The 22,021-nt window shown below is 67.9% G+C and carries 21 protein-coding genes and 1 tRNA gene; 12 read left to right on the top strand and 10 right to left on the bottom strand.

What is annotated here, in order from left to right; genetic code table 11:
• Nucleotides 1-167 precede the first annotated feature (167 nt).
• The 3 genes from OHA10_RS22270 to OHA10_RS22260 are packed head-to-tail and all read right to left on the bottom strand — an operon-like array spanning nt 168 to nt 5,280.
• Nucleotides 168-2,315, bottom strand: coding sequence for an acetate--CoA ligase family protein (locus OHA10_RS22270; protein ID WP_371400690.1), 2,148 nt, complete (start codon nt 2,313-2,315; stop codon nt 168-170).
• A gap of 15 nt (nt 2,316-2,330) precedes the next feature.
• Entirely contained in the window at nt 2,331-3,557 is a 1,227-nt protein-coding gene (gene frc, locus OHA10_RS22265; protein ID WP_371400689.1) for a formyl-CoA transferase, read from the bottom strand.
• A gap of 13 nt (nt 3,558-3,570) precedes the next feature.
• The gene (locus OHA10_RS22260) at nt 3,571-5,280 is read right to left on the bottom strand and encodes a thiamine pyrophosphate-binding protein (RefSeq protein WP_371400688.1); all 1,710 of its coding nucleotides are present in this window, start codon (nt 5,278-5,280) and stop codon (nt 3,571-3,573) included.
• Nucleotides 5,281-5,403: 123 nt separating this feature from the next.
• Between OHA10_RS22260 and OHA10_RS22255 the strand changes: the two genes are divergently transcribed.
• Nucleotides 5,404-5,661 carry a hypothetical protein gene (locus OHA10_RS22255; RefSeq protein WP_371400687.1) on the top strand — a complete coding sequence of 86 codons (258 nt, stop codon included), beginning with the start codon at nt 5,404-5,406 and terminating at the stop codon, nt 5,659-5,661.
• On the opposite strand, the gene OHA10_RS22250 is transcribed toward OHA10_RS22255, so the two are convergent.
• The gene (locus OHA10_RS22250) at nt 5,613-6,170 is read right to left on the bottom strand and encodes a hypothetical protein (protein ID WP_371400686.1); all 558 of its coding nucleotides are present in this window, start codon (nt 6,168-6,170) and stop codon (nt 5,613-5,615) included. The two genes, OHA10_RS22255 and OHA10_RS22250, sit on opposite strands and share 49 nt — an antisense overlap.
• Entirely contained in the window at nt 6,167-7,504 is a 1,338-nt protein-coding gene (locus OHA10_RS22245; RefSeq protein ID WP_371400685.1) for an MFS transporter, read from the bottom strand. The genes OHA10_RS22250 and OHA10_RS22245 overlap by 4 nt, the downstream gene beginning before the upstream one ends.
• 145 nt (nt 7,505-7,649) lie before the next feature.
• Here OHA10_RS22245 and sucC point away from each other — a divergent pair, with 145 nt between their 5' ends.
• Entirely contained in the window at nt 7,650-8,807 is a 1,158-nt protein-coding gene (gene sucC, locus OHA10_RS22240) for an ADP-forming succinate--CoA ligase subunit beta (protein WP_371400684.1), read from the top strand.
• Between the two features lie 2 nt (nt 8,808-8,809).
• A complete protein-coding gene (gene sucD, locus OHA10_RS22235) occupies nt 8,810-9,691 on the top strand; it encodes a succinate--CoA ligase subunit alpha (protein WP_371400683.1) in 882 nt (293 codons plus the stop codon).
• Here the strand turns inward: sucD and OHA10_RS22230 are convergent.
• A complete protein-coding gene (locus OHA10_RS22230; RefSeq protein ID WP_371400682.1) occupies nt 9,677-10,714 on the bottom strand; it encodes a LacI family DNA-binding transcriptional regulator in 1,038 nt (345 codons plus the stop codon). The genes sucD and OHA10_RS22230 overlap by 15 nt on opposite strands.
• Before the next feature lie 135 nt (nt 10,715-10,849).
• On the opposite strand from OHA10_RS22230, the gene OHA10_RS22225 reads away from it, so the two are divergent.
• Complete coding sequence (locus tag OHA10_RS22225) at nt 10,850-12,589, top strand: beta-galactosidase (protein ID WP_371400681.1); 1,740 nt, start codon at nt 10,850-10,852, stop codon at nt 12,587-12,589.
• A 46-nt stretch (nt 12,590-12,635) separates the two neighbouring features.
• Here the strand turns inward: OHA10_RS22225 and OHA10_RS22220 are convergent, their stop codons facing one another.
• A complete protein-coding gene (locus tag OHA10_RS22220; protein WP_371400680.1) occupies nt 12,636-13,607 on the bottom strand; it encodes a 2-dehydropantoate 2-reductase in 972 nt (323 codons plus the stop codon).
• Nucleotides 13,608-13,765: 158 nt separating this feature from the next.
• On the opposite strand from OHA10_RS22220, the gene OHA10_RS22215 reads away from it, so the two are divergent.
• From OHA10_RS22215 to OHA10_RS22205, 3 genes are all read left to right on the top strand, one after another.
• Complete coding sequence (locus tag OHA10_RS22215) at nt 13,766-14,317, top strand: dihydrofolate reductase family protein (protein WP_371400679.1); 552 nt, start codon at nt 13,766-13,768, stop codon at nt 14,315-14,317.
• Nucleotides 14,318-14,344: 27 nt separating this feature from the next.
• Nucleotides 14,345-15,124, top strand: a complete 780-nt coding sequence (locus tag OHA10_RS22210) for a hypothetical protein (protein WP_371407977.1) — start codon at nt 14,345-14,347, stop codon at nt 15,122-15,124.
• 95 nt (nt 15,125-15,219) lie between these two features.
• Complete coding sequence (locus OHA10_RS22205) at nt 15,220-15,423, top strand: cold-shock protein (protein ID WP_134096839.1); 204 nt, start codon at nt 15,220-15,222, stop codon at nt 15,421-15,423.
• Nucleotides 15,424-15,445: 22 nt separating this feature from the next.
• Here the strand turns inward: OHA10_RS22205 and OHA10_RS22200 are convergent, their stop codons facing one another.
• Nucleotides 15,446-15,928: a GNAT family N-acetyltransferase gene (locus OHA10_RS22200; protein WP_371400678.1), complete on the bottom strand. Its 483-nt coding sequence runs from the start codon at nt 15,926-15,928 to the stop codon at nt 15,446-15,448.
• A 76-nt stretch (nt 15,929-16,004) separates the two neighbouring features.
• Between OHA10_RS22200 and OHA10_RS22195 the strand changes: the two genes are divergently transcribed.
• From OHA10_RS22195 to OHA10_RS22175, 5 genes are all read left to right on the top strand, one after another.
• Complete coding sequence (locus tag OHA10_RS22195; RefSeq protein ID WP_371400677.1) at nt 16,005-16,898, top strand: trans-aconitate 2-methyltransferase; 894 nt, start codon at nt 16,005-16,007, stop codon at nt 16,896-16,898.
• A 50-nt stretch (nt 16,899-16,948) separates the two neighbouring features.
• Nucleotides 16,949-17,569: an oligoribonuclease gene (gene orn, locus OHA10_RS22190; protein ID WP_371400676.1), complete on the top strand. Its 621-nt coding sequence runs from the start codon at nt 16,949-16,951 to the stop codon at nt 17,567-17,569.
• 68 nt (nt 17,570-17,637) lie between these two features.
• Nucleotides 17,638-17,710, top strand: a tRNA-His gene (locus tag OHA10_RS22185).
• Between the two features lie 358 nt (nt 17,711-18,068).
• Nucleotides 18,069-18,557 (top strand): SigE family RNA polymerase sigma factor, encoded by a 489-nt coding sequence (locus OHA10_RS22180; RefSeq protein ID WP_371400675.1) that lies wholly within the window; start codon nt 18,069-18,071, stop codon nt 18,555-18,557.
• 13 nt (nt 18,558-18,570) lie between these two features.
• Nucleotides 18,571-19,338: a hypothetical protein gene (locus OHA10_RS22175; RefSeq protein WP_371400674.1), complete on the top strand. Its 768-nt coding sequence runs from the start codon at nt 18,571-18,573 to the stop codon at nt 19,336-19,338.
• Here OHA10_RS22175 and OHA10_RS22170 read toward each other — a convergent pair.
• Complete coding sequence (locus tag OHA10_RS22170) at nt 19,315-20,187, bottom strand: dihydrodipicolinate synthase family protein (protein WP_371400673.1); 873 nt, start codon at nt 20,185-20,187, stop codon at nt 19,315-19,317. The genes OHA10_RS22175 and OHA10_RS22170 overlap by 24 nt on opposite strands.
• Complete coding sequence (locus tag OHA10_RS22165; protein WP_371400672.1) at nt 20,184-21,998, bottom strand: trehalase family glycosidase; 1,815 nt, start codon at nt 21,996-21,998, stop codon at nt 20,184-20,186. The genes OHA10_RS22170 and OHA10_RS22165 overlap by 4 nt, the downstream gene beginning before the upstream one ends.
• Between the last annotated feature and the right edge of the window lie 23 nt (nt 21,999-22,021).

The raw sequence follows: 22,021 nt of genomic DNA, 5'->3' as shown, positions 1-22,021 counted from the left end.
GTTCGAGCCTGCCCGCTTTCCAGACCTTCTCGGTCGCAGGGACCGCGGCGGCCGGCTCTTCGGGCACTTCTGAGGTCTTGCTCGTGACGTCCAAGGCGGACTCCTAAGTTCGACGCCAACTAGCTGACTACCAACTCCCCCGCAGACTGCTTCCTCCAATCAAGAGATCAACTGAGGCCGAGCGGCCCGGCGTTCCGGGCCCAGCGGTACTTCGCACCGAGAACCTGGACCGGGGTCTCGGTGGTGTACGGGTACGCGACCACACCGTGGTCGAACAGGTACTGCGATGCCTCCTCGACCTCGACGTCGCCGGACAGCGAGGCCACGACCGGCTTGTCGATGCCCTTGGCCCGGAACTCCTCGACCACCTCGGCGACGAGGCGAGCGAACACCATCGGCGGCGTCACGATCGTGTGCCAGTAGCCGAGAATCAGGGCGTGGATGCGCTCGTCGGACAGCCCGAGCGCGACCGTGTTCCGGTAGGTCGACGGCGGCTCGCCACCGGTGATGTCCACAGGGTTGCCGGCGGCACCGAACGGCGGGATGAACTTCCGGAACGCCGCGTCGAGATCGGCCGGGATGTCCATCAAGGTGAGCCCGTTGTCCACACAGGCGTCCGACAGCAGTACGCCGGAACCGCCCGCGCCGGTGATGATGACGACGTTCTCACCCTTCGGCGTCGGCAGCAGCGGGATGCCGCGCGCGTACTGCAGCATCTCGTTCAGCCCCGGCGCCCGGACGACGCCGCTCTGCCGCAGGATGTCGTCGTACACCTTGTCGTCGCCGGCCAGCGCGCCGGTGTGCGAGCTCGCCGCCCGCGCACCCATGGACGTCCGGCCGGCCTTCAGCACGACGACCGGCTTCTTCTTGGACACCCGGGCCGCCGTCTCGGCGAACGCCCGGCCGTCCTTCAAGTCCTCAAGATGCATGGCGATCAGGTTGGTGTTGTCATCGCTCTCGAAGAAGGTCAGGAGGTCATCCTCGTCGATGTCGGCCTTGTTGCCTACCCCAACGATCGCGGAGACCCCCATCCGGCTGGACCGGCTGAACCCGAGGATCGCCATCCCGATCCCACCCGACTGCGACGACAGGGCAACGGACCCGCGCACGTCGTACGGCGTGCAGAACGTCGCGCAGAGGCTCTCCGGCAGGTAGTAGTAGCCGTAGATGTTCGGTCCCAGGATGCGGACATTGTGTTCACGGGCGATCGCGACGACCTCGTCCTGGAGCTCCTGCTCGCCGGTCTCGGCGAACCCGGACGGGATCAGGATCGCGCCGGCGACGCCCTTCTGCCCGCACTGCTCGAGAGCCCCGGCGACGAACTTGGCCGGTACGGCGAACACCGCGACATCGACGTCACCCGGCACGTCGAGAATGCTGGGGAAGGCCTTCCGCCCGAGCACCTCCCCGCCGCGCGGGTTGATCGGGTAGATGTCCCCGGCGTACCCGCCGTTGACCAGGTTCTTCATCACCGAGTTGCCGATCTTGCCGTCCTCGTTGGACGCTCCGATCACGGCCACCGCACGAGGCCGCATGATCCGGGTCATCGCGGTCAGGATCTCCTCCTGACTGAACCGCTCGACCGGCTTGCCGGCCTCGGCGTCGACGATGATCCGGAAGTCCACCGCGGTCGCGCCGTCCGGCCCGGCGAGCACCGGGTTCAGGTCCACCTCGGCGAACTGCGGGAAGTCGGTGACCAGGTCCGACAGCCGCTTGATCAGGTCACCCACCGCGTCCTTGTCGACCGGACGCGCGCCTCGGACGCCCTCGAGCATCTCGTGCGCATCAATCCCGTCGACCATCGCCCGCGCCTCGTCGGCCGTCAGTGGCGCCAGGCGGAAGGTGACATCCTTGAGCACCTCGACGAGTACGCCGCCCAGCCCGAACGCGACCACCTTGCCGAACGTCGGATCGGTGACCGCGCCGACGATGACCTCCTGCACGTCACCGCCGGTGACCAGCATCTTCTGCACCTGTACGCCGGTGATCGCCGCGTCGGCCTTGTAGGCCCGCGCATTGGCGAGGATCTTGTCGAACGCATCGCGGGCCGCGTCGGAGCTGTCCACGCCGACCACCACGCCGCCGGCCTCGGTCTTGTGCAGGATGTCCGGCGAGACGATCTTCAGTACGACGGGGAACCCGATCTCGGCGGCCAGACCGGCGGCTCCCTCGGCAGTCGTGGCCAGTCCCTCGCCCGGCGTCGGGATGCCGTACGCGTCGGCGACCTGCTTGGCCTCGGGCGCGCTCAGCGAGGTACGGCCGTCCGCCAGAGCCTGGTCGAGGATGGTCCGGACTGCTGCCTTGTCATAGGTCATGCCATGAGCTCCATTTCAGATCACACCGGCGGCTTTGAGTTCCTCGAGCTCACCGGTGTCGATACCGAGCGAGCCGTAGATGGCGGAGTTGTGTTCGCCGAGGCCGGGTGAGGTCTGTACCTCGACCGGCGAGTCGGACAGCTTGATCGGGCAGCCGACGGTCTTGAACGTGCCGCGCTGCGGGTGCTCCACCTCGACCACCGCGCCGAGGTCGGCCAGCGTCTCGTCCGCGATCAGCTCGGCGGTGGACATGATCGGCCCGCACGGCACGTTCAGCGCGTTGAGCTTGTCCATCACCTCGAACTTCGTGTGCTGCTCGGTCCACTGCTCGATCAGCGCGAACATCTTGTCCAGCTTGTCCAACCGCGCGGCCGGCGTCGCCCAGTCCGGGTCCTCGGCCAGTTCCGGCTTGCCGATCAACTCGGCGATCGGCGCCCACCCGGGCGGCTGGACGATCACGTAGATGTAGTCGTTCGGCCCACCCGGCGCACAGCGAAGGGCCCAGCCGGGCTGACCGCCGCCGGACGCGTTCCCGGACCGCGGCACCTCGGTGCCGAAGTTGTCGTTCGGGTACTCGCGCAGCGGTCCGTGCGTGAGCCGCTGCTGGTCGCGCAGCTTGACCCGGGTCAGGTTCAGTACGGCCTCTTGCATGGCCACGGTCACGCGCTGGCCCTTGCCGGTATGCGTGCGCTGGAACAGGGCGGCGAGGATGCCGGCAACCAGGTGGATCCCGGTTCCGGAGTCGCCGATCTGCGCGCCGGTCGCGGTGGGCGGTCCGTCCTCGAACCCCGTCGTACTCATCGCGCCGCCCATCGCCTGGGCGACGACCTCGTACGCCTTGAAGTTCTCGTACCGGCCCGGGCCGAAGCCCTTGATCGAGGCGAACACCAGACCGGGATTGAGCTCCTGGAGGCGTTCCCAGGTGAAGCCCATCCGGTCGATCGCGCCCGGGGCGAAGTTCTCCACCAGGACGTCGGCGTTCTTCACCAGGTCGGTGAAGATCTCCTTGCCGCGGTCGGACTTCATGTTCAGCGTGATGCTGCGCTTGTTGCAGTTGAGCATCGTGAAGTAGAGGCTGTCGACGTCCGGGAGGTCGCGCAGCTGCTGGCGGGTGATGTCGCCGGTCGGTGCCTCGAGCTTGATCACATCGGCGCCGAGCCAGGCAAGGATCTGGGTGCAGGACGGTCCGGACTGCACGTGTGTCATGTCGAGGACACGGACACCATCGAGGGCCTTCGTCATGCTGGGGTCCCCTTTACTTGTACATGGTCTGGTTCATGGTTCCGGGCGCGTAGGCGTCTGGGTCGACCCAGACGTTGATCAGCGACGGCAGTCCGGATTCGCGGGCCCGGAGCAGGGCCGGCCCGATGTCCTTCGGGTCGCGGACCTCCTCGCCGTACCCGCCGAGCATCCGGGCGAACTCGTCGTACTTGACGTCGCCGAGGGTGTTGCCGATCCGGCCGCGGTCGTGGCCGTACTTCGCCTCCTGGCCGTAGCGGATCTGGTTCATCGAGGAGTTGTTGCCGACGACACCGACGAACGGGAGGTCGAACCGGACGAGGGTCTCGAAGTCCCAACCGGTCAAGGAGAAAGCACCGTCGCCGAACAGCGCGACGACCTCCTTGTCCGGTCGCGCGTACTTCGCCGCGAGCACGAACGGGATGCCGACGCCGAGCGTGCCGAGCGGTCCCGGGTCCATCCAGTGGCCGGGCGACTTGGGCTGTACGACGCCACCGGAGAACGTCACGATGTCGCCGCCGTCGCCGATGTAGATCGAGTCCTCGGTGAGGAACTCGTTGATCTCGTGCGCGAGCCGCAGCGGGTGGATCGGGTTCGCGTCGGACAGTTGCCGCGGGAGGCGCTTCTGGTACGCCGCGTCCTCCTCGGCGCGGAGCTCCGCGAACCAGGCCTTGCGATCGGTCTTGTGCAGCCGGCCCGACGCCGCCTGGGTGACCGCGGAGAGGATCGCGCCCGGGTCGCCGACCAGGCCGAGATCGATGTCGCGGTTCTTGCCGACGGTGCGGTAGTCCATGTCGATCTGTACGACGGTCGCGCTCTTCGGCAACCGGCGCCCGTACCCCATCCGGAAGTCGAACGGCGTGCCGACGATCAGGATCAGGTCGGCGTTGTTGAACCCGTACCGCCGGGACAGGTGGAAGTGGTGCGGATCGCCGGGCGGCAGCGTGCCGCGGGCGGCGCCGTTCATGAAGGCAGGTACGTCGAGGGTCCGCACGAACTCGGTCGCCGCATCGCTCCCGCGGGCGGTCCACACCTGGGTGCCGAGCAGTACGACGGGCTTCTCGGCCCGCACCAGCAGGTCGGCCAGCGCCTCGATGCTCGCCGGGTCGCCGATGCTCTTCGTGGACGCGCGGTAGTGGCCGGCCTCGGGAACCGTCGCGGACTCGACCGGGACCGAGTTGTCCAGGATGTCGCGCGGGATCTCCAGGAAGGACGGGCCGGGTGCGCCGTTGAGGGACTCGCGGAACGCCATCGACACCATGTCGGCGACGCGCGCGGTGTGCGGCACGGTCGCCGCGAACTTGGTGATCGGCGTCATCATGTCGACGTGCGGCAGGTCCTGCAGGGACCCCATCTTGTGCTGGTTCAGTGCGCCCTGGCCACCGATCAGCAACATCGGGCTCTCGGCACGGAAGGCGTTCGCGACACCGGTGACCGCGTCCGTCGTACCCGGGCCGGCGGTGACGACCGCGCAACCGGGCTTGCCGGTCACTCGCGCGTAGCCGTCCGCGGCGTGCGCGGCGACCTGCTCGTGCCGGACGTCGACCACCGCGATGCCCTCGTCCACGCAGCCGTCGTAGATGTCGATGATGTGACCGCCGCAGAGCGTGAAGATCACGTCGATCCCCTCGGCCTTCAAGGCCTTCGCGACGAGGTGACCGCCGGAGATCGTCTCCGGCTCATTCACTTGGGCGGCGGGCTGGGTCTCCGACACTGTCTGCGCCATCTGCAGTCATCTCCTCGGAAGGCCGTCGTGCGGCTTGGTGTGTAGATTGCATACCGTATGGTGTAGTCGTAGTCTTATCCCACCGGGTGGCGGTTGTCCAGAGCTCGTTTCCAGGAGGCTTAGATGACGATTCCCGAGGAGCTCGAGCGGACCCGGCAGGCCTTGGTCGCGTTAGAGAAATCCCTTGTGGCGTTGAGGAATCGACTCGGACCGCACCTCGACGTACTGCGCCTGCTCGACGACCTGGAGCGGTGTACGGCGGACCTCCGCCGGCTGGAGCAGCAGGTCCGCGCACCGCATCGGGGCGAGCTAGTGGTGATCCCGGACGGCGACTACGACCCGGATTTCTGGGCCGACGCGGAGCACGAGGGTTTGGGCTGAGCTGCGAGGCACAGCTTGAGCAGACTCCTGAGTCGTACGTCGTTCGCTGTCCTGGCGGTGACCGCGACCGCTTCCGCTGCGTGCTCGGTCGCGACGAAGGTGCGATAGAAGGCCTCGCTCCGATGTCCCAGGACCGGTAGCCACCAGCGGGCCGCGCCGGCCGGATGCTCCTCCGCGCCGAGGAGATGCATCGCGGTCCGGTGCGCAGCCTCGAGCCGGCGCCGCTCGTCCCCCGTGATCTCACCGCTGGTCAGCGCGGTCGACACGCACAGCGCGACCAGCCGGGCCGACGGCTCGAAGCCGGGGCGCGCAGTGTCGAGGAACTGCGGCGCGAGCGGTAGCAGCTCCCGACGACCGGCGGAGCTGCTGTGGTCATGGACGGCTCGCGCCACTGCACCGAGGACCGGGTGTACGGACGCGGGTCGATCGGTCCAAGGCTCTTGGGCCAGGCGGGACACCAGCTCCATCACACACGGATCCGGGCGCTGGACCTTCGCGTAACCGTTCACTCGCCCGACACCGGCGTACCGAGTTGGCGGCGGACAGAGAGTGCTGGGCGGCCGGGTTGCTTGAGTAGTCGCACGCTCAGCGCGGTGACGATGCCGAGCAGGCCGGCACCCAAGAAGAGCGGGCGGTAGCCGACTACCGCGATCAACGACGCGGCGGCTCCGATACCGATCAGTCCGCCGACGGCCTTTGCGGAGTACAGGATGGCTTGGTTCTGCAGCAGGCTGTTCTCGCCGAAGAACTCGAGGACGAGGTTGGCCATGATCGCATAGAACGCACCGCCCCCGAGGCCGGCGAACATCGCGCAGACGACGAAGGCCCAGCCGTTACCGGCGACCACGAGTCCGACGTGCGCGAAGCCCTCGATCATCAGTACGGCGGCCAGCACGCGACGGCGGCCGAATCGATCCGACAAGTGGCCTGCCGACGACCGGCCAAGACCGTTGACAGCAGCAAGCATTCCAGCAGCGGTGGCCGCGACGCTCAGGCCGAAGCCGGCACCGTAGCTCGCGACGAAACCGATGCCGAGCAGGGACAACGCCGTACTGATGGCCAACAGCAACCACATCAGCGGCAGCGCACCGGTGCGCATCGCCTCCGCGGGACGGTAGTGCCGGACGGCGGGAGCATTGTTCGGGATGCTCCGATTCAGCTTCCGGTCGACTGCCCACACCTGCGCGTCGAGATCCGCGGGCCACCAGTACCTGGGCGGATCCTTCAGCAGGCCTCCCGCGACCAGCACGATCAGCACAGCGATCCCAGCTGCAAGGTCGAAGACGATCCGTTCATCCCACAGAGTCAGCAAGAGGATGCTCGGTACGGCGCCGACAGCGAAGCCGCCCGTGACGAATCCGATCGTCGCGGTACGCCGGTCCGGGAACCAGCGCGCCGACGTCGTGATGCAAGCGGAGTACACGAGACCCGCACCGATGCCGCCGAGAAGCGCGTAGCCGAGCACCGCCGCGACGTAGCTGTGCGCGTGGGCGAGCGTGACCAGACCGATCGCGGCCAGCGCACCGCCGAGGACGACGAGCTGCGTCGGCGTGGCCCGGCGTACCCGCTGGATCCAGGCGGCCGGGATCGCGACCAATGCCTGGCAGGCAACGAAGATCGCCAGCAGCCACAGGGTTTGCGGCGTACCCAAGCCTCGGTCGAACTCCAGGGCGGCAGTGCCGAACGAGTACTGCAACGGGCTGATCGCGACCATGCAGGCCCAGGCCGCCCAGAGCTGCCAGCGCCGCGGGTGCCCGGTCAGCTCACGGGCGTCCTCGCCGATCCGGTACCGCCGGCCGTAGACGTCACGCACATCCCGGGGCGTGGGTATCACGTGATTCATGTCGCCTCCTGACTACTGCATACCGTATGAAGTCTGTGGTACTCCTCCACGCCGAGGCTGTCCAGACCTGGAGCGTTGCAACCCGGCTCTTGTGACCAGATTGCATACCGAATACAGTCGCCTGAAGACCTTCGAGGAGGCTGATGTGGATCTGATGGAGTACCAAGCCAAGGAACTCTTCGCCCGGCACGGCGTCCCGGTGACGCTCGGCCGGGTGATCGGGGATCCGGCCGACGCGGCAGAGGCGGCCGCGGAGCTGGGCGGCCGGGTGGTGGTGAAGGCTCAGGTGAAGACCGGCGGCCGTGGCAAGGCCGGCGGGGTGAAGCTCGCTGCCACACCTGAGGAGGCGTCGGCGAGGGCGGGTGAGATCCTCGGGATGGACATCAAGGGGCACACCGTGCACCGCGTGCTGCTCGCCCCCGCCGCGGACATCGCCGACGAGTACTACTTCTCCTTCCTCGTCGATCGGGCCAACCGCGAGTACCTGTGCATCGCGAGCACCGAAGGCGGCGTGGAGATCGAGGAGGTCGCGCACACCAACCCGGACGCGATCGCGAAGGTGTCCATCGATCCAGCCGTCGGCGTCGACGATGCGAAGGCAGCGGAGATCGTCGCGGCCGCCGGGTTCCCGGTCGGCGCACAGGACGTCGTACGGAAGTTGTGGGACGTGTTCGTCGCCGAGGATGCGTCGCTGGTCGAGGTGAACCCGCTGGTGAAGTTGGGCGACGGTTCGCTCGAGGCGCTCGACGGCAAGGTGACACTCGACGAAAACGCGTCGTACCGGCACGCGGACCACGCCGCCTTCGAGGATCACGCCTCCGCCGATCCACTGGAAGCCGCGGCGATCGCGAAGGGTTTGAACTACGTCAAGCTGGACGGCTCGGTCGGCATCATCGGCAACGGCGCCGGCCTGGTCATGTCCACGCTCGACGTCGTCGCTTGTGCAGGTGAGCGGTACGGCGTGAAGCCGGCGAACTTCCTCGACATCGGCGGCGGCGCCTCGGCCGAGGTGATGGCGAACGGGCTCGGGATCATCCTGTCCGACGCGCAGGTCCGCAGTGTGTTCGTGAACGTGTTCGGCGGGATCACCGCGTGCGACGCGGTCTCGAACGGCATCGTGCAGGCGCTCGAACTGCTCGGCGACCAGGCCGACAAGCCACTGGTCGTGCGCCTGGACGGCAACAACGTCGACGAAGGTCGCAAGATCCTTGCCAAGGCCAACCATCCGCTGGTGACCGTGGTGGACACGATGGACGGCGCGGCGGCGCGAGCCGCAGAACTCGCCGCGGAGAAGGGACAGTAACGATGGCGATCTTCCTGACCGAGAAGAGCCGGGTCGTCGTACAAGGCATGACCGGGTCCGAGGGACTGAAGCACACCAGCCGGATGCTTGCCGCCGGCACCGAGATCGTCGGCGGCGTGACGCCCGGCAAGGGCGGCCAGTCGGTCGACTTCGCGAAGCGCTCGATCCCGGTGTACGGATCGTGCGCCGACGCGGTGAAGGCGACCGACGCGGACGTGTCGGTCGTGTTCGTGCCGCCACGGTTCACCAAGGGCGCCGTCATCGAGGCGGTCGATGCCGGTGTACCGCTGGTCGTGGTGATCACCGAAGGCGTACCGGTGCAGGACACCGCGGCGTTCTTCGCGCACGCGCAGGCCAACGGGACGCGGGTGATCGGCCCGAACTGCCCGGGGATCATCAGCCCCGGCCGTGCGAACGCCGGGATCATTCCCGCGGATATCGCGGGTCCCGGGCGGATCGGTCTGGTGTCGAAGTCGGGCACGCTGACGTACCAGATGATGTACGAGCTGCGGGACTTCGGGTTCTCGTCGGCGATCGGCATCGGCGGTGACCCGATCATCGGGACCACGCACATCGATGCGCTGAAGGCGTTCCAGGACGACCCGGACACCGACGCGATCGTGATGATCGGTGAGATCGGCGGTGACGCCGAGGAGCGGGCGGCGGCGTTCATCAAGGAGAACGTGACCAAGCCGGTCGTCGGCTACGTGGCCGGGTTCACCGCGCCGGAGGGCAAGACGATGGGCCACGCGGGCGCGATCGTGTCCGGCTCGTCCGGTACGGCGGCCGCGAAGAAGGAGGCCCTCGAAGCCGCCGGCGTACGCGTCGGCAAGACCCCCACCGAGACCGCAGACCTGATGCGCTCGGTGCTAGTCGCGGTCTGACGGCGGGGCGGTGCTCTTGCGGATGATCAGCTCGGTCGGGACCGCGACCGGTGCGTTGTGGTGTTCGCCGGAGTGGATCTCGGCGATCAGCGCGTCGACGCTCTGACGACCTACCTCGGTGAAAGTCTGGCGGACCGTGGTGAGAGGCGGCCAGAAATGGGCCGCCTCTTCCATGTCGTCGAAGCCGACGACGCTGACGTCGTCGGGCACCGCGCGCCCACGTTCATACAACGCACGGAGCAGACCGAGCGCCATCTGGTCGTTGGCCACGAATACCGCCGTCACCTGATCGTCCTCAGCGAGTCGGCAGCCGGTCTCGTACCCGGACGTCGCCGACCAGTCGCCGTCGAACACCGGTGGCACCTCCCGGCCGTGGTCGATCAGCGTCTGCTCCCACGAGCGCCGGCGTCGGTCCGCCGCGAACGAGGTCGGCGGCCCACCGAGATGCCAGACCGTCTTGTGCCCCAGGCCGAGCAGATGCTCGGTCGCGAGCCGCGCGCCCTGTCGCTGGTCGGTGTCGACGATCGGATAGTCGTACTGCGCACTCGAGTCGACCACGACGACCGGGAGCCCTTCCGGCAGCCGTACGCCGACGGAGTCGAGCGTGTGCGCCTCGATCAGGATGATCACGCCGTCGACCGCCTGCTCCCCCAGCCGCCCGAAGGCATTCGTCACCGCGCTCTGGGTGACGTCCAGCACGGGGACGAGGTTGATCGAATACCCGCGGATCGTGGCCGCGGTGGCGATCGCCTCGAGCGTGCGCGTCGTACCGAAACTGTGCAGCTCGAAGACGATCACGCCGATGCTGCGGTACTCGCCGTTCCGCAGCGCGCGGGCCGCGCTGTTCGGCCGGTAGCCGAGCTGGTTCATCGCGGCCCGGACCCGGTCACGGGTCTCCGCGTCGACGTTGTGCCGATCGTTCGCCACCCGGGAGACTGTCTGTCCGGAGACGCCGGCCAGCCGGGCGACGTCAGCCATCGACGGACCCCGCCGCCGCTTCCCCGGTGAAACCTCCGCTGACATCCCCGCCTCCTCGGTCGTGTCCGCAGTGTAGACATGTTGACGTAAACACGTTACGGTCGCCGCGTCGATGTTGCCATCAACATCGACCGTCGCCGCGCGACCGGCGACGTCGTGAGGGCGAGAGGAGGTCGACGGATGACCCAGTTCTCGGTCGGTGAGTCCGACTTCCTTCTCGACGGCCGGCCCTTCCGGATCCTGTCCGGAGCACTGCACTACTTCCGGGTGAACCCGGACCGTTGGGCCGACCGGATCGAGAAGGCCCGCCTGATGGGGCTCAACACCATCGAGACGTACGTACCGTGGAACGCGCACAGCCCGCGGCCGGGCACCTTCGACACCTCCGGGATGCTCGACCTCGAGCGCTTCCTGCGGGAGGTGGCAGCCGCCGGCCTGTACGCGATCGTCCGCCCCGGCCCGTACATCTGCGCGGAGTGGGACAACGGCGGGCTCCCGGCCTGGCTGTTCCGGGAGCCGGGTCTGGGAGTCCGCCGGTACGAACCGCGGTTCATGGCAGCGGTTTCGGAGTACCTGTCCGAGGTACTCCGGATCGTGCGACCACTGCAGGTCTCCGCCGGCGGACCGGTGTTGCTCGTCCAGGTCGAGAACGAGTACGGCGCGTTCGGTGACGACCCGACGTACCTGAAGGCTGTGGCCGAGCTCATCCGGGGCGCTGGGATCACCGTGCCGCTGGTGACCGTCGACCAGCCTGTCGACGCGATGCTCGCGGCGGGCGGGCTGGACGGCGTACTGCGGACCGGGTCGTTCGGTTCGCGGGCTGCCGAGCGGCTGGAGACGTTGCGGAGGCATCAGCCGACCGGACCGTTGATGTGCATGGAGTTCTGGGACGGGTGGTTCGATCACTGGGGCGGACCGCACCACACCACCAGCGTGGCCGAGGCGGCTGCCGAACTGGACGCACTGCTCGCGGCCGGCGCTTCGGTCAACATCTACATGCTGCACGGCGGTACGAACTTCGGACTGACCAGCGGCGCCAACGACAAGGGCGTCTACCGGCCGACGATCACGTCGTACGACTATGACGCTCCGCTGGACGAGGCCGGGCATCCGACGTCGAAGTACCACGCGTTCCGGGAGGTGATCTCCCGCTACGCGACCGTTCCTGACGATGTCCCGGCGTCAGGAACGGCGGCGCCGGAGACTTCGGCGGCGCTGGGCTCGCCGCTGCGGTTGCTGGCTGATCCGTGGGGTGTGTGGAGCGAGCACGTCCAGATGCCGACGCTTGATGAGTTGGACGCGCGGCTGGCGCTGTTCCGGACCGAGGTGGCGGCTCAGGGTGCGGTGTTGCTGAGTGTTGGTGAGGTGCGGGATCGCGCGTATGTGTTCCTGGACGGGGCACCGGTCGGAGTGCTCGACCGGGAGCGGCACGATCGGGCGCTGATGCTGCCGCACGGCGGACAGTTGGAGATCCTGGTCGAGGACCAGGGCCGGGTCAACTACGGCCAACGGATCGGCGAACCGAAGGGCTTGATCGGCCCGGTTCAGCTCGACGGGGTAGAGCTGACCGACTGGTCCGCGTGCGCGATCGACCTCGACAGCGTCCCCAGCATGTGGAACGACCTCCCGGCCGCGTCACGAACCACGGGCGTTGGGCCGACCGCGTGGCGGGCGCTCTTCGACGTTGCCGAGCCGGTCGACCATTTCCTCTCGACAGTTGCTTGGGGCAAGGGGTTTGCCTGGGTGAACGGATTCAACCTCGGCCGGTACTGGCGCCGCGGCCCCCAGCAGACGTTGTACGTGCCGGGTCCCCTGCTGCGATCCGGCACCAACGAGCTCGTCGTACTCGAGCTCGACGTGATGGCCGATCCCGTGGCGCATTTCGTCGCCGGCCCGGACCTCGGACCGTTCGAGCTGTAGCTGGAACAGGTGGATCCGGCGTCGCTGTAGGCCGGACCCACCTGGCTCAGACGCCGACCTTGCTCGCCAGCAGGTCGGCGACGGCATGGACGGCGCGCAGCGTGGGCGCCTTGACGCCGGTGAGGTCGGCCAGCTCGACGACCGCGGCGAGGATGACGTCCAGCTCGAGCGGTTTGTCCTTCTCGAGGTCCTGGAGCATCGACGTCTTGTGCTCGCCGACGCGTTCGGCGCCGTCGATGCGCTTGTCGACCGAGATGTCCGGGTGGCAGCCGAGGGCGGCGGCGATCTCGAGCGACTCCTCCATCATCATCCGGACCATCTGCCGGGTGCCCTGATGCGTGGCGATCTCCACCATCGTCGCCCGCGCGAGCGCGCTGATCGGGTTGAACGCCGCGTTGCCGAGCAGCTTGATCCAGATGTCGTTGCGGATGTCCGCCTCGACCGGACACTTCAGTCCGCCCGCGACCATCGCCGTACTGAACTCCTCACACCGCTGCGACGGACCGCCGGCGGGTTCACCGATCGAGAAGCGCGTGCCTTCCAGATGCTGTACGACGCCCGGGCCGGCCAGCTCGGTCGAGCAGTAGACGACGCAGCCGACCGCACGGTCGAGGTCGAGGACCCGGGTGACGGAGCCGTCCGGGTCGACCGATTCGATCCGGCGACCTTCGTACGGTCCCTTGAGACCGTGGAAGTACCACCAGGGGATGCCGTTCTGCGCGGCCACGACGACCGTGCGGTCGTGCAGCAGCGGCTGCAGCAGCGGGCCGGCGCTCGCGTACGAGTTCGCCTTGAGCCCGAGAAAGACATAGTCGACCGGACCGATCTCGGCCGGGTCGTCGGTGGCCGGTGTCCTGGCCTCGAAGTCACCGCGTGGACTGAGCACCTGTACGCCGTGCGAGCGGATCGCCTCCAGATGCGCACCGCGGGCCACCAGGTGGACCTCGGTCCCGCCACGGTGCAGCGCCGCGCCGACGTACGCACCGATCGCGCCGGCGCCGAGAACCGCAACTCTCATAAGGGTCCCTGCCTTCCGGGTTTGTATACGGCATACAGTAGGCCGAGGCGTGAATGCGGTCAAGATCACACTCCCCCGGAAAAGTTCGGTGGACAGCGATGAATCGGCGGTGGCCCGGCAGTAAGTACGGGCAACACTCACGACAGGGAGCAGGGACCATGGGCCACGTCATCGTCACCGGATTCATCAGCCTCGACGGCATCGTCACCGACCCCGACGGCTCCGGCGGCACGCCGGCCGGCGGCTGGGCGTTCCGGCACGGTCCGGACACGCACAGCGGAGACAAGTTCCGCATGGGTGAGCTGATGGACACGGGTGTGCTGCTGCTCGGCAAGGACACCTGGCAGCTGTTCAGCCAACTCTGGCCGAACCGCACCGACGACTTCTCCACCCGGATGAACAAGATGGCCAAGGTGGTCGCGTCCCACACGCTGACCGACCTCTCTGCCTTCCCCAACTCCACGCTGATGAACGGCTCACTGAAGGACTATGTGCGGTCCGAACCGCGGACCATCGCGGTCACCGGCAGCCTGAGCGTCATCCGGGCGCTGCAGGCCGAGGACCTGGTCGACGAGTACCGGCTGATGACGCTGCCGTCGATCGTCGGCTCCGGCGAGACGATGTTCGGCCCTTCCGACAAGCCCGTGCACCTGCGGCTCGAGTCGATCCAACCGGCCGGGGCGGCGTCGCTGGCGACGTACGTGCGTTGACCCTGCGCTTGGCAGGATGGCCGGGTGATGGTCTGGATCGGTGGCGCCCCGGGCGCGGGAAAGTCGACGATCGCTCGGGGGCTGGCGCGGCGGGGTGACCTGCCGCTGCACCCGATCGATCTGTGGACCTACGCACACCTGGACCGGATGCCGCCGATGCGGCCGCTGGTGGAAGACCTGGCCGAGGGGCCGGAGTACGCCGCTGATGCCTTTGTCCGGGTCGCTCGGTTGCGGCTGGAACTGGTCGTCGAGGACGTGCGTGAGCGCGCGCTGGGCGACGTACCTGCGCTGGTCGAAGGCCCTCAACTCTTCCCGTCGATGGCTGACGACGTCGCTGCAGCGGTCTGGCTGGTTCCGGACGCCGAACAGACCAGGCGGGCGCGAGAGGAGCGACTGGCCCGGGCGGACGACCCGGCCGGCCGGGCCCGGCTGGAGAGCCTGCTGGCGCGGGACGCCGTACTGGCAGATCGCGTACGCCGGGAGGCCGCCGAGCGCGGACGCACCGTCATCGAGGTGTCTGCCACGCCGGACTGGTCAGCAATCACGGCTGCGGTCGAAGCGGCGCTGGGTCCGCTGCCCCGGCTGCAGGCCGGTGAAAGGCTGTCGCGCCAGCGCCGGTACGAGAACCTGGCGGCGTGCCGGCAGGGGCGGTTGTGGCAGGCGGACATCGGGCTGGCCGAGCTACCGCCGTACCCGTTCGCCTGCGAGTGCGGCACATCCGGTTGCACTGAGGTCTGGTCCGGTACGCCGGACGAGTACGACGCGCGCCGCGATCAGGGATGGCTGAGGATCCATTCAGCGTGCTAGGGTCTATCCGGTTGATGTTTTGCAGTTCCACGTTCGTTTCGAAGCGCCCGCGGATTTGTGATCCGCCGGGCGTTTTGTCGTATCAGGAGAAAATCATGGCTTTGGGAACAGTGAAGTGGTTCAACGGCGAGAAGGGCTTCGGCTTCATCTCCCAGGAGGACGGCGGCGCTGACGTGTTCGTCCACTACTCGGCGATCCAGACGCAGGGCTTCCGCTCGCTGGACGAGAACCAGAAGGTCGAGTTCGAGATCGCCCAGGGCCCGAAGGGCCTGCAGGCGGAGAACGTTCGCCCGATCTGAATTGCTTGACGGCAGGCCCGGGTCACCGGGCCTGCCGTTCGGTACTCCACAGGTACTCGCCGTCCTCGACCACGTCGGTGCGGCTGAGACCGACGGCCGCTGCTACAGCGGCCGATGCAGTGTGATCCGGATGCACGTGCGCGATGATCCGGACGAAGTTCTGTGCCTGCAGCCAGGTGACGAGTCCCTGGGCTGCCTCCTTCGCAAAGCCCCGGCCCTGCCACGCGGTGCCGATGACCCAGGCGATCTCCGCCGTACCGCTCGTGATCGTTGCCTGCACATAGCCGATCAGGTCGTCGTCGTGCTGGATCACCCAGTTGAGCCACTGCTCGTCCGCACGTCCTGGACCCTTGAGTTGGCGGGCATACCGCGCCTCGAGAGCCTCGACGGTGGGCGGCTCACCGCCGGTGAACGTGTAGAGGCTGGGGTCGGCCAGGACTTTCGCCATCTCCCCGGCGTACTCGACCTTCAGCGGGAGCATCCTCAGGCGGTCGGTCGCGATCATCGCGCCACCGTAGCGCCATTTGCCGGTCCGGCAACATGCGGCGGACTGGGCCCGTCGCAAGGGCCAGACTGTCGGCATGATCGAGATCGATTGGGCCGAAGAGGCCGGGCGGCTCCGTGCGTCCGCCGAGGGCGAAGGCGACTGGAACACGGCAGTGGCACGCAGTCTGGTGCGGGACGGCGACAAGGTCGTCGCCGACATCGGCTGTGGTGGCGGTGGGATGGCCAAGGCTCTCGCGGAGGCTCTTCCTGGTGCGACCGTGGTCGCCGTCGACGCGGATCCCGATGTACTGGAGCAGGCGCGGGAGCACACCGCGGGACTGGTTCGCTGTGAACTGGCGTCGATGGACGACGGGGCCGAGCCGTTGCGTCGGGCAATTGACGCACCGGCCGACCTGATCTGGGCGTCGGCGTCGGTACATCACGCTGCCGACCAGCAGGCCGCTGTGGACGCACTGGCTTCACTGCTGGCGCCGGGCGGACGGCTGGCGCTCGCTGAGGGCGGACTGCCGGCGCGACACCTGCCGTGGGATCTCGGGGTCGGCGAGCCCGGACTCGAGCTGCGGCTGGACCTGGCGCAGGACCGGTGGTTCAAGGTGATGCGGGACTCACTCCCGGGGTCCGTGCCGATGCCGTACGGCTGGACCGAGGCGCTGACCCGGGCCGGGCTGACCGACGCGACTACGCGGAGCGTGCTGACCGAGACGCCGGCGCCGTTGTCGCCAGAGCGGTTGGACACGTTGGTGCAGCAGTTCCGGACGCGGATCGCGCGGATGACCGGCGAGGGCCACGGGCATGGACATGGGCACGGGCATGCGCACGTTGTCGCTGACGAGGAGTGGCTCGAGGCGGAGGATCTGGCGGTCTGGAAACAGTTGCTGGACCCGGACGGGCCGTATTTCCTCGGACGCCGCCGCGACCTCGCCGTACTGTCCGTCCGCAGCATCCATCTGGGGTACGCGCCGCGCTGACTGGCACGCCGTCGCAGCAGTGTCGGCGGCTCGCCGTAAGGTGGGTGCCCATGAACGACCGGCTGGTGTGGATCGACTGCGAGATGACCGGCCTCGACCTGGCGGAAGACGCCCTGATCGAGGTCGCCGTGCTCGTCACCGATTACGAACTGAACGTGCTCGGTGACGGGATCGACCTGGTGATTGCTCCACCACCGGCCGCACTCGAGCAGATGGGCGACTTCGTCCGCGACATGCACACTGCGTCCGGCCTGCTCGAAGAGCTCGCCAACGGCATCCCGCTCGCCGACGCCGAGCAGCAGGTGCTCGACTTCATCACGTCGTACGTGAAAGAGCCGCGCAAGGCCGCCCTGGCCGGCAACTCCGTCGGCACCGACCGGACGTTCCTCGTCCGCGACATGCCCCGGGTCGAATCGCACCTGCACTACCGCAACGTCGACGTCAGCTCGATCAAAGAGCTGGTCCGCCGGTGGTACCCGCGGGTGTACTACGCGACCCCGGCCAAGACCGGCAACCACCGCGCCCTCGCCGACATCACCGAGAGCATCGACGAGCTGCGGTACTACCGGCAGACCGTCTTCGTGCCGCAGCCCGGACCCGACTCCAGCACCGCCCGGGCCGCCGCCAGCCTGATCGCGGCACCCGTCCAGGACACCCAAACCGGCTCCTGACACCTCGATTTCTGGTCCGGACAGTTCGTCGCTATGATTGCTCAGCCGTCGCGGTTCAGACGGCAATGGTGGGTGTAGCTCAGCTGGTAGAGCACCTGGTTGTGGTCCAGGTGGTCGCGGGTTCGAGTCCCGTCACTCACCCGATGGCCGGCCCTTGCCTGTCGCGTTCGCGGCAGGCGGGGGTCGGCTTCGTCATTTTGTGCGGCTGCGCTTCGCTTGCCGCGGGCGGGGGCTTCGCCACCCGCACCCCCTTGCGCCTTCGCTTCGCTCGGCGGCTGTGGCTGGGTTTGTTCGGGCGGTCTCTTGGGTCTGGGAGGATGCCGGGGTGAAGGGTTCTGGGAGTACCTGGTTCGGGTATGGCGTCGTGGTTCTTGTGACGTTTGTGGTGGGGTTCTTGGCGTTTGCGGTTTGGGTGCTGGCCAAAGTGTTCTGATTTGGGTGTGATCTCTGCTGCTGGTCGGTGCGTCTTTGGGGGTAGGGCATCGACGAGAGGGTGCGGATGGGATCGACTGAGGAGTTCGAGGAGTTTGCTCGGGCGCGGATACCGCAGCTGTACCGGACAGCTTGGTTGCTGACCGGGGACCGGCATCACGCTGAGGATCTGGTACAGGACACGCTTGCGAGCATGCTGAAAACCTGGCACCGCATTGACAGTCCCGGTGCTTATGCGCGGACAGCGATGGTGCGGACGTATATCTCTCAGCGCCGGCGTAAGAGCTGGTCGGAGCGGCCGACCTCGGATGTGCCGGAGGTGGTTGAGCGGGCTGGGGATCCTGAGTTGCGGGTGGCGTTGCAGAGTGCTTTGGGTGAGCTGGCGCCGTTGGATCGGGCTGTGTTGGTGCTGCGGTTCTTCGAAGATCGCAGCGTCGAGCAGGTGGCGCTTGATCTTGGTAAGAACGCCAGTGCGATCAGTACTCGCACCGCCCGCGCTCTGGAACGTCTGCGGGCGGTTCTTGGTGATGGTGCAGCCCAACTGATCGCGCTCTGACCGAGGAGAACACATGAACACCCAACTCACCGACCTGATGAACCGGGCCACCGAGAACCTCGAGCCGGTTACTGCCGACCTGCTGGAGCGGTCTGTCACGCAGGGGCTGCGGCAGCGGAGGCGGCGTACGGCGCTGCTCACCGCGAGCGGTGCTGGTGCCGTGCTGGCCACTGCCGGCCTGATTGGTGGCGGGATCCAGTTGTTGAGCTCCCCCGCTGACACCGGCGTTGCGGCTCCGCTGACCAAGCCGTCCGTGAATCCGTCCACCAAGACACCACCCGCGTCGGTGACGCCGAAGGAGACGCTGGCTACGTTGCGGTCGCTGCTGGCGGCGCGCGGGTTGAAGCTGAGCAAGTACGAGACGTGGGGCGGCGGGGACTTCGCCGGGGCGGCGTACGTCGTCGACGACGGCAAGGGGGCTGCCCGTGTCGACGTGATGGTGTCCGGCGGCGGTGAGGGCAACCCGTGCGTACCTGTCCGATCGGGCTGCACCACGCTGGCCGACGGGTCGGTGCTCTACGCCTCACCGGTGTCCCCGGAGTACTCCGACGGCCGCCAAGCGCAGTACGGCGTCGTCAGCCGCTTCGTGACGCTGTACCGCGCTGATGGCCGCAACATCAACCTCACCAGCTACAACGGCCCGGCAGAGAAGGGCCAACGCCACACCAGGCCGAACCCGATCCTGTCCGCGGCCGAGCTCTCCGACCTGGCGAAGAGCAAGTCGTGGAAGCTCCCGCCGGTCAACACCGTCAAGCCGTCAGGCAAGTTCAAGACGAAGTAGGTGCTCTTCCAGTGGTGCGATGAGGTCCGTCAGGTGGCGGACCTCATCGGCTGTGCAGGGGGCGAGCGGCGGCGCGCAGTGGGGTGGGCATAGGCCGCGCGTGTTGAGCAGCGCCTTCACCGTCGGTACGCCGGGGCGCACCGTGTGGATCTTGGTCAGTGCAGTGGACAGCTCCTGCAGGTGATCGAGATCGGCGCCCGGGGCAACCATCTGCAGCGCGAGCCCCGGCGCCAGGTTGGCGATGCCTGGCGTGATGCCGTGCGCACCAGCGCGTACGGCGTCAGCCAGGCCCTGCTCGTCGCCCTGGCTGACCTCGAGCCCGAGCGACAGCAGGTACCGCAGCATCTCCGGATCGCCTGACGAATCCTTGACGCCCGCGAGATAGGGCCGCGCCGCGCTCGCACTCTCCTGAGTGAGCAGCGTCGAGCGAGGTGTGTTGTAGGCGATCACCGGAAGACCGTGGCGGCTCAAGGCCGCGAAGTGGGCGACCACCTCGTCGGCACGGTGCTTGAAGAAGGTCGGCGGGCTCGACACGATCGCATCCGCGCCCGCGTCGGCAGCATCATCGGTACGCCGCTCGGCTTCCGCCGTACCGGGTGCTGTGACGTTGACCAGGATCGTCCCGTCGGGGACCAGATCCCGCCAGCGCTTCACCACTCCGGCGGTGAAGTCACCGGACGCCTCGGTCGGGATCAGCGATCCTTCCCCGTTGCTCCCGAGCAGCATCAACCGGCGTACGCCGACCGAAGCCATTGCTTTGAGCAACTTCTCCGATGCTTCGGCGGACGGCACGCCCGGCGCGGACATCGGCGTCACCAACGGCACGACGACACCACTCAGCAGACTCATCCGCGCCACCTCTCGTCGTCGAACAGCGTGACCTCGCCGCGCTCCATCAGCACGATCAGGCTGAGCAGCGCGCCCCAGGTCTGGAACGGCTCGCTGTTCGGCTTGTCGCAGGCAGCGCCGTGCACGCTCGAGTAGTTCTCGTGGATGTGCCGGTGCTCGCGCCACTCCTTCAGCACCAGCCGCTCGCTGCCCTCGGCGAGCCAGGCCGCCGCGTCCTTCTCCCCCGCGCGCCGCAATCCCAGGTAGACGAGGAAGTTCACCGGCGGCCAGGCGCGCAACTCCCAGTACGACGTGTCCTTGAGCTCGATCTTCTCGTTCCGCGGCGAGGTCGGCAGGATCCATTCGCCGCCGAACCCGTCGTCGGCGAGCAGGTGTTCAGCCAGCATCCGGCTCCGTCGCTCAGCACGGACGCCGACCAGCAGCGGGTAGAAGCTCATCGTCGACAACCGCTCCGTGAGCTTGCCCGTGTCCGTTCGCCGGCTGCGATAGATGCCGGCGGTCTCGTCCCACAACGTCTCCATGGCTTCCACGACGGTGTCGTGCCGCATGCGCAGCTCCGCCGCGGTGTCCGTTTCGCCGAGGATGTCCGCGATCTCCGCGAGCGACTCGCAGTCGACGGCGTACAGGCTGTTGAGGCCGACGTCGTGCGCGGCGAGCAGGCTCGTGTTCTGGTCGAACGGCACGTCATCGAAGACGGGATGCCCGTCCCAGCCGCTCTCACAGGTCGCGCCGAAGTGCTGGTGGATCCGCGGGATGTCCTGCGGCGACGGGTACTCCGGGTCGAAGTACGTCGAGCCCGCGCAGAGCAGCTCGCCGTCACGGCGGACCCGCCACCACCAGCGGTTCCAGGACAGCAGCGTCCCGAAGCACTCCTCCAGGAACCAGCGGTCGCCGAACCGCCGGTAGAGCTCGAGAACCGTCATGGAGCCGACCGGCGGCTGCGAGCCGTCGTACGTCTTGCGGCCGGTGCCCTGCTCGACGTTCGGGACGAAGCCTTCCGGGGTGACGGCGCGGAGCATCTCGACGACGTTGAAGTAGGCGACGGCCTTGCTGTTCGGCGCCGCGAGCAGGGCGTTGAAGAACGCGTCCCAGCAGAACAGCGCGTAGCCGCCACGCTTGCCGACGTTCCACAGCCGGCTGACGCCGGTGATGACGCGCGACTTCGACGGCTCGTAGATGGTGTTCCAGGAGATCGAGTCGCGGACGATCTCCTGGTGCTCCGCCGCCGGGGTGGCCTTGGTTGCGATCAGCTCGGCGATCTCCGCGAGGGTCCGTGGGCGTCCGGTGCTGATGCCGACCGCTTGGGAGAGGTCGAGGGCGAGGTACGGGCCGTCGACGTCGCAGTACGGATCGTCCACGTGCGGCGTCGTCGCGTAGACCTCGACTGTGCGCTCAGCTGTTGCACGGATCCGGTCCGCTTCGCGGACGACTGTTCCGGGGCGGTTCCACAGGTAGCTGACACCGACCGTCAGCAGTGCGCTCTTCGGCTGGTTGGCCGTCGGCGTCACCAGCACCACCAGGTCCTCGCCGGCGTGCGCGGTCTGCACTCGGATCGTGATGCCGGCCCAGCTGAGCACGGTCTCGGTGTAGCTGCCGTCGTACGCGTGCGGGCCGAGCGTCACGGTCTCGGCGCCCTCGGTCCGGCGGCCGATCTGCGCGGTACGCAACGACGTACCGCGGTAGTACTCCTTCAGTCCGAAGGAGAGGCCGAGCGCGTCCGGGAGCAGGACCTGGGTGAGCACACTGCGGGTGTCCCAGGTGTTCCAGCCACGCGCCACGTCGTCCTGAAGCCGGTCGTACTCGATCGTCATGACACCAGCCTCGCACCGAAATC

The sequence above is a fragment of the Kribbella sp. NBC_00662 genome, assembly GCF_041430295.1.
Taxonomy (GTDB): domain Bacteria; phylum Actinomycetota; class Actinomycetes; order Propionibacteriales; family Kribbellaceae; genus Kribbella.
The sequence above is the reverse complement of the archived record's forward strand: the minus strand, read 5'-3'. Positions and strand labels throughout refer to the sequence as shown.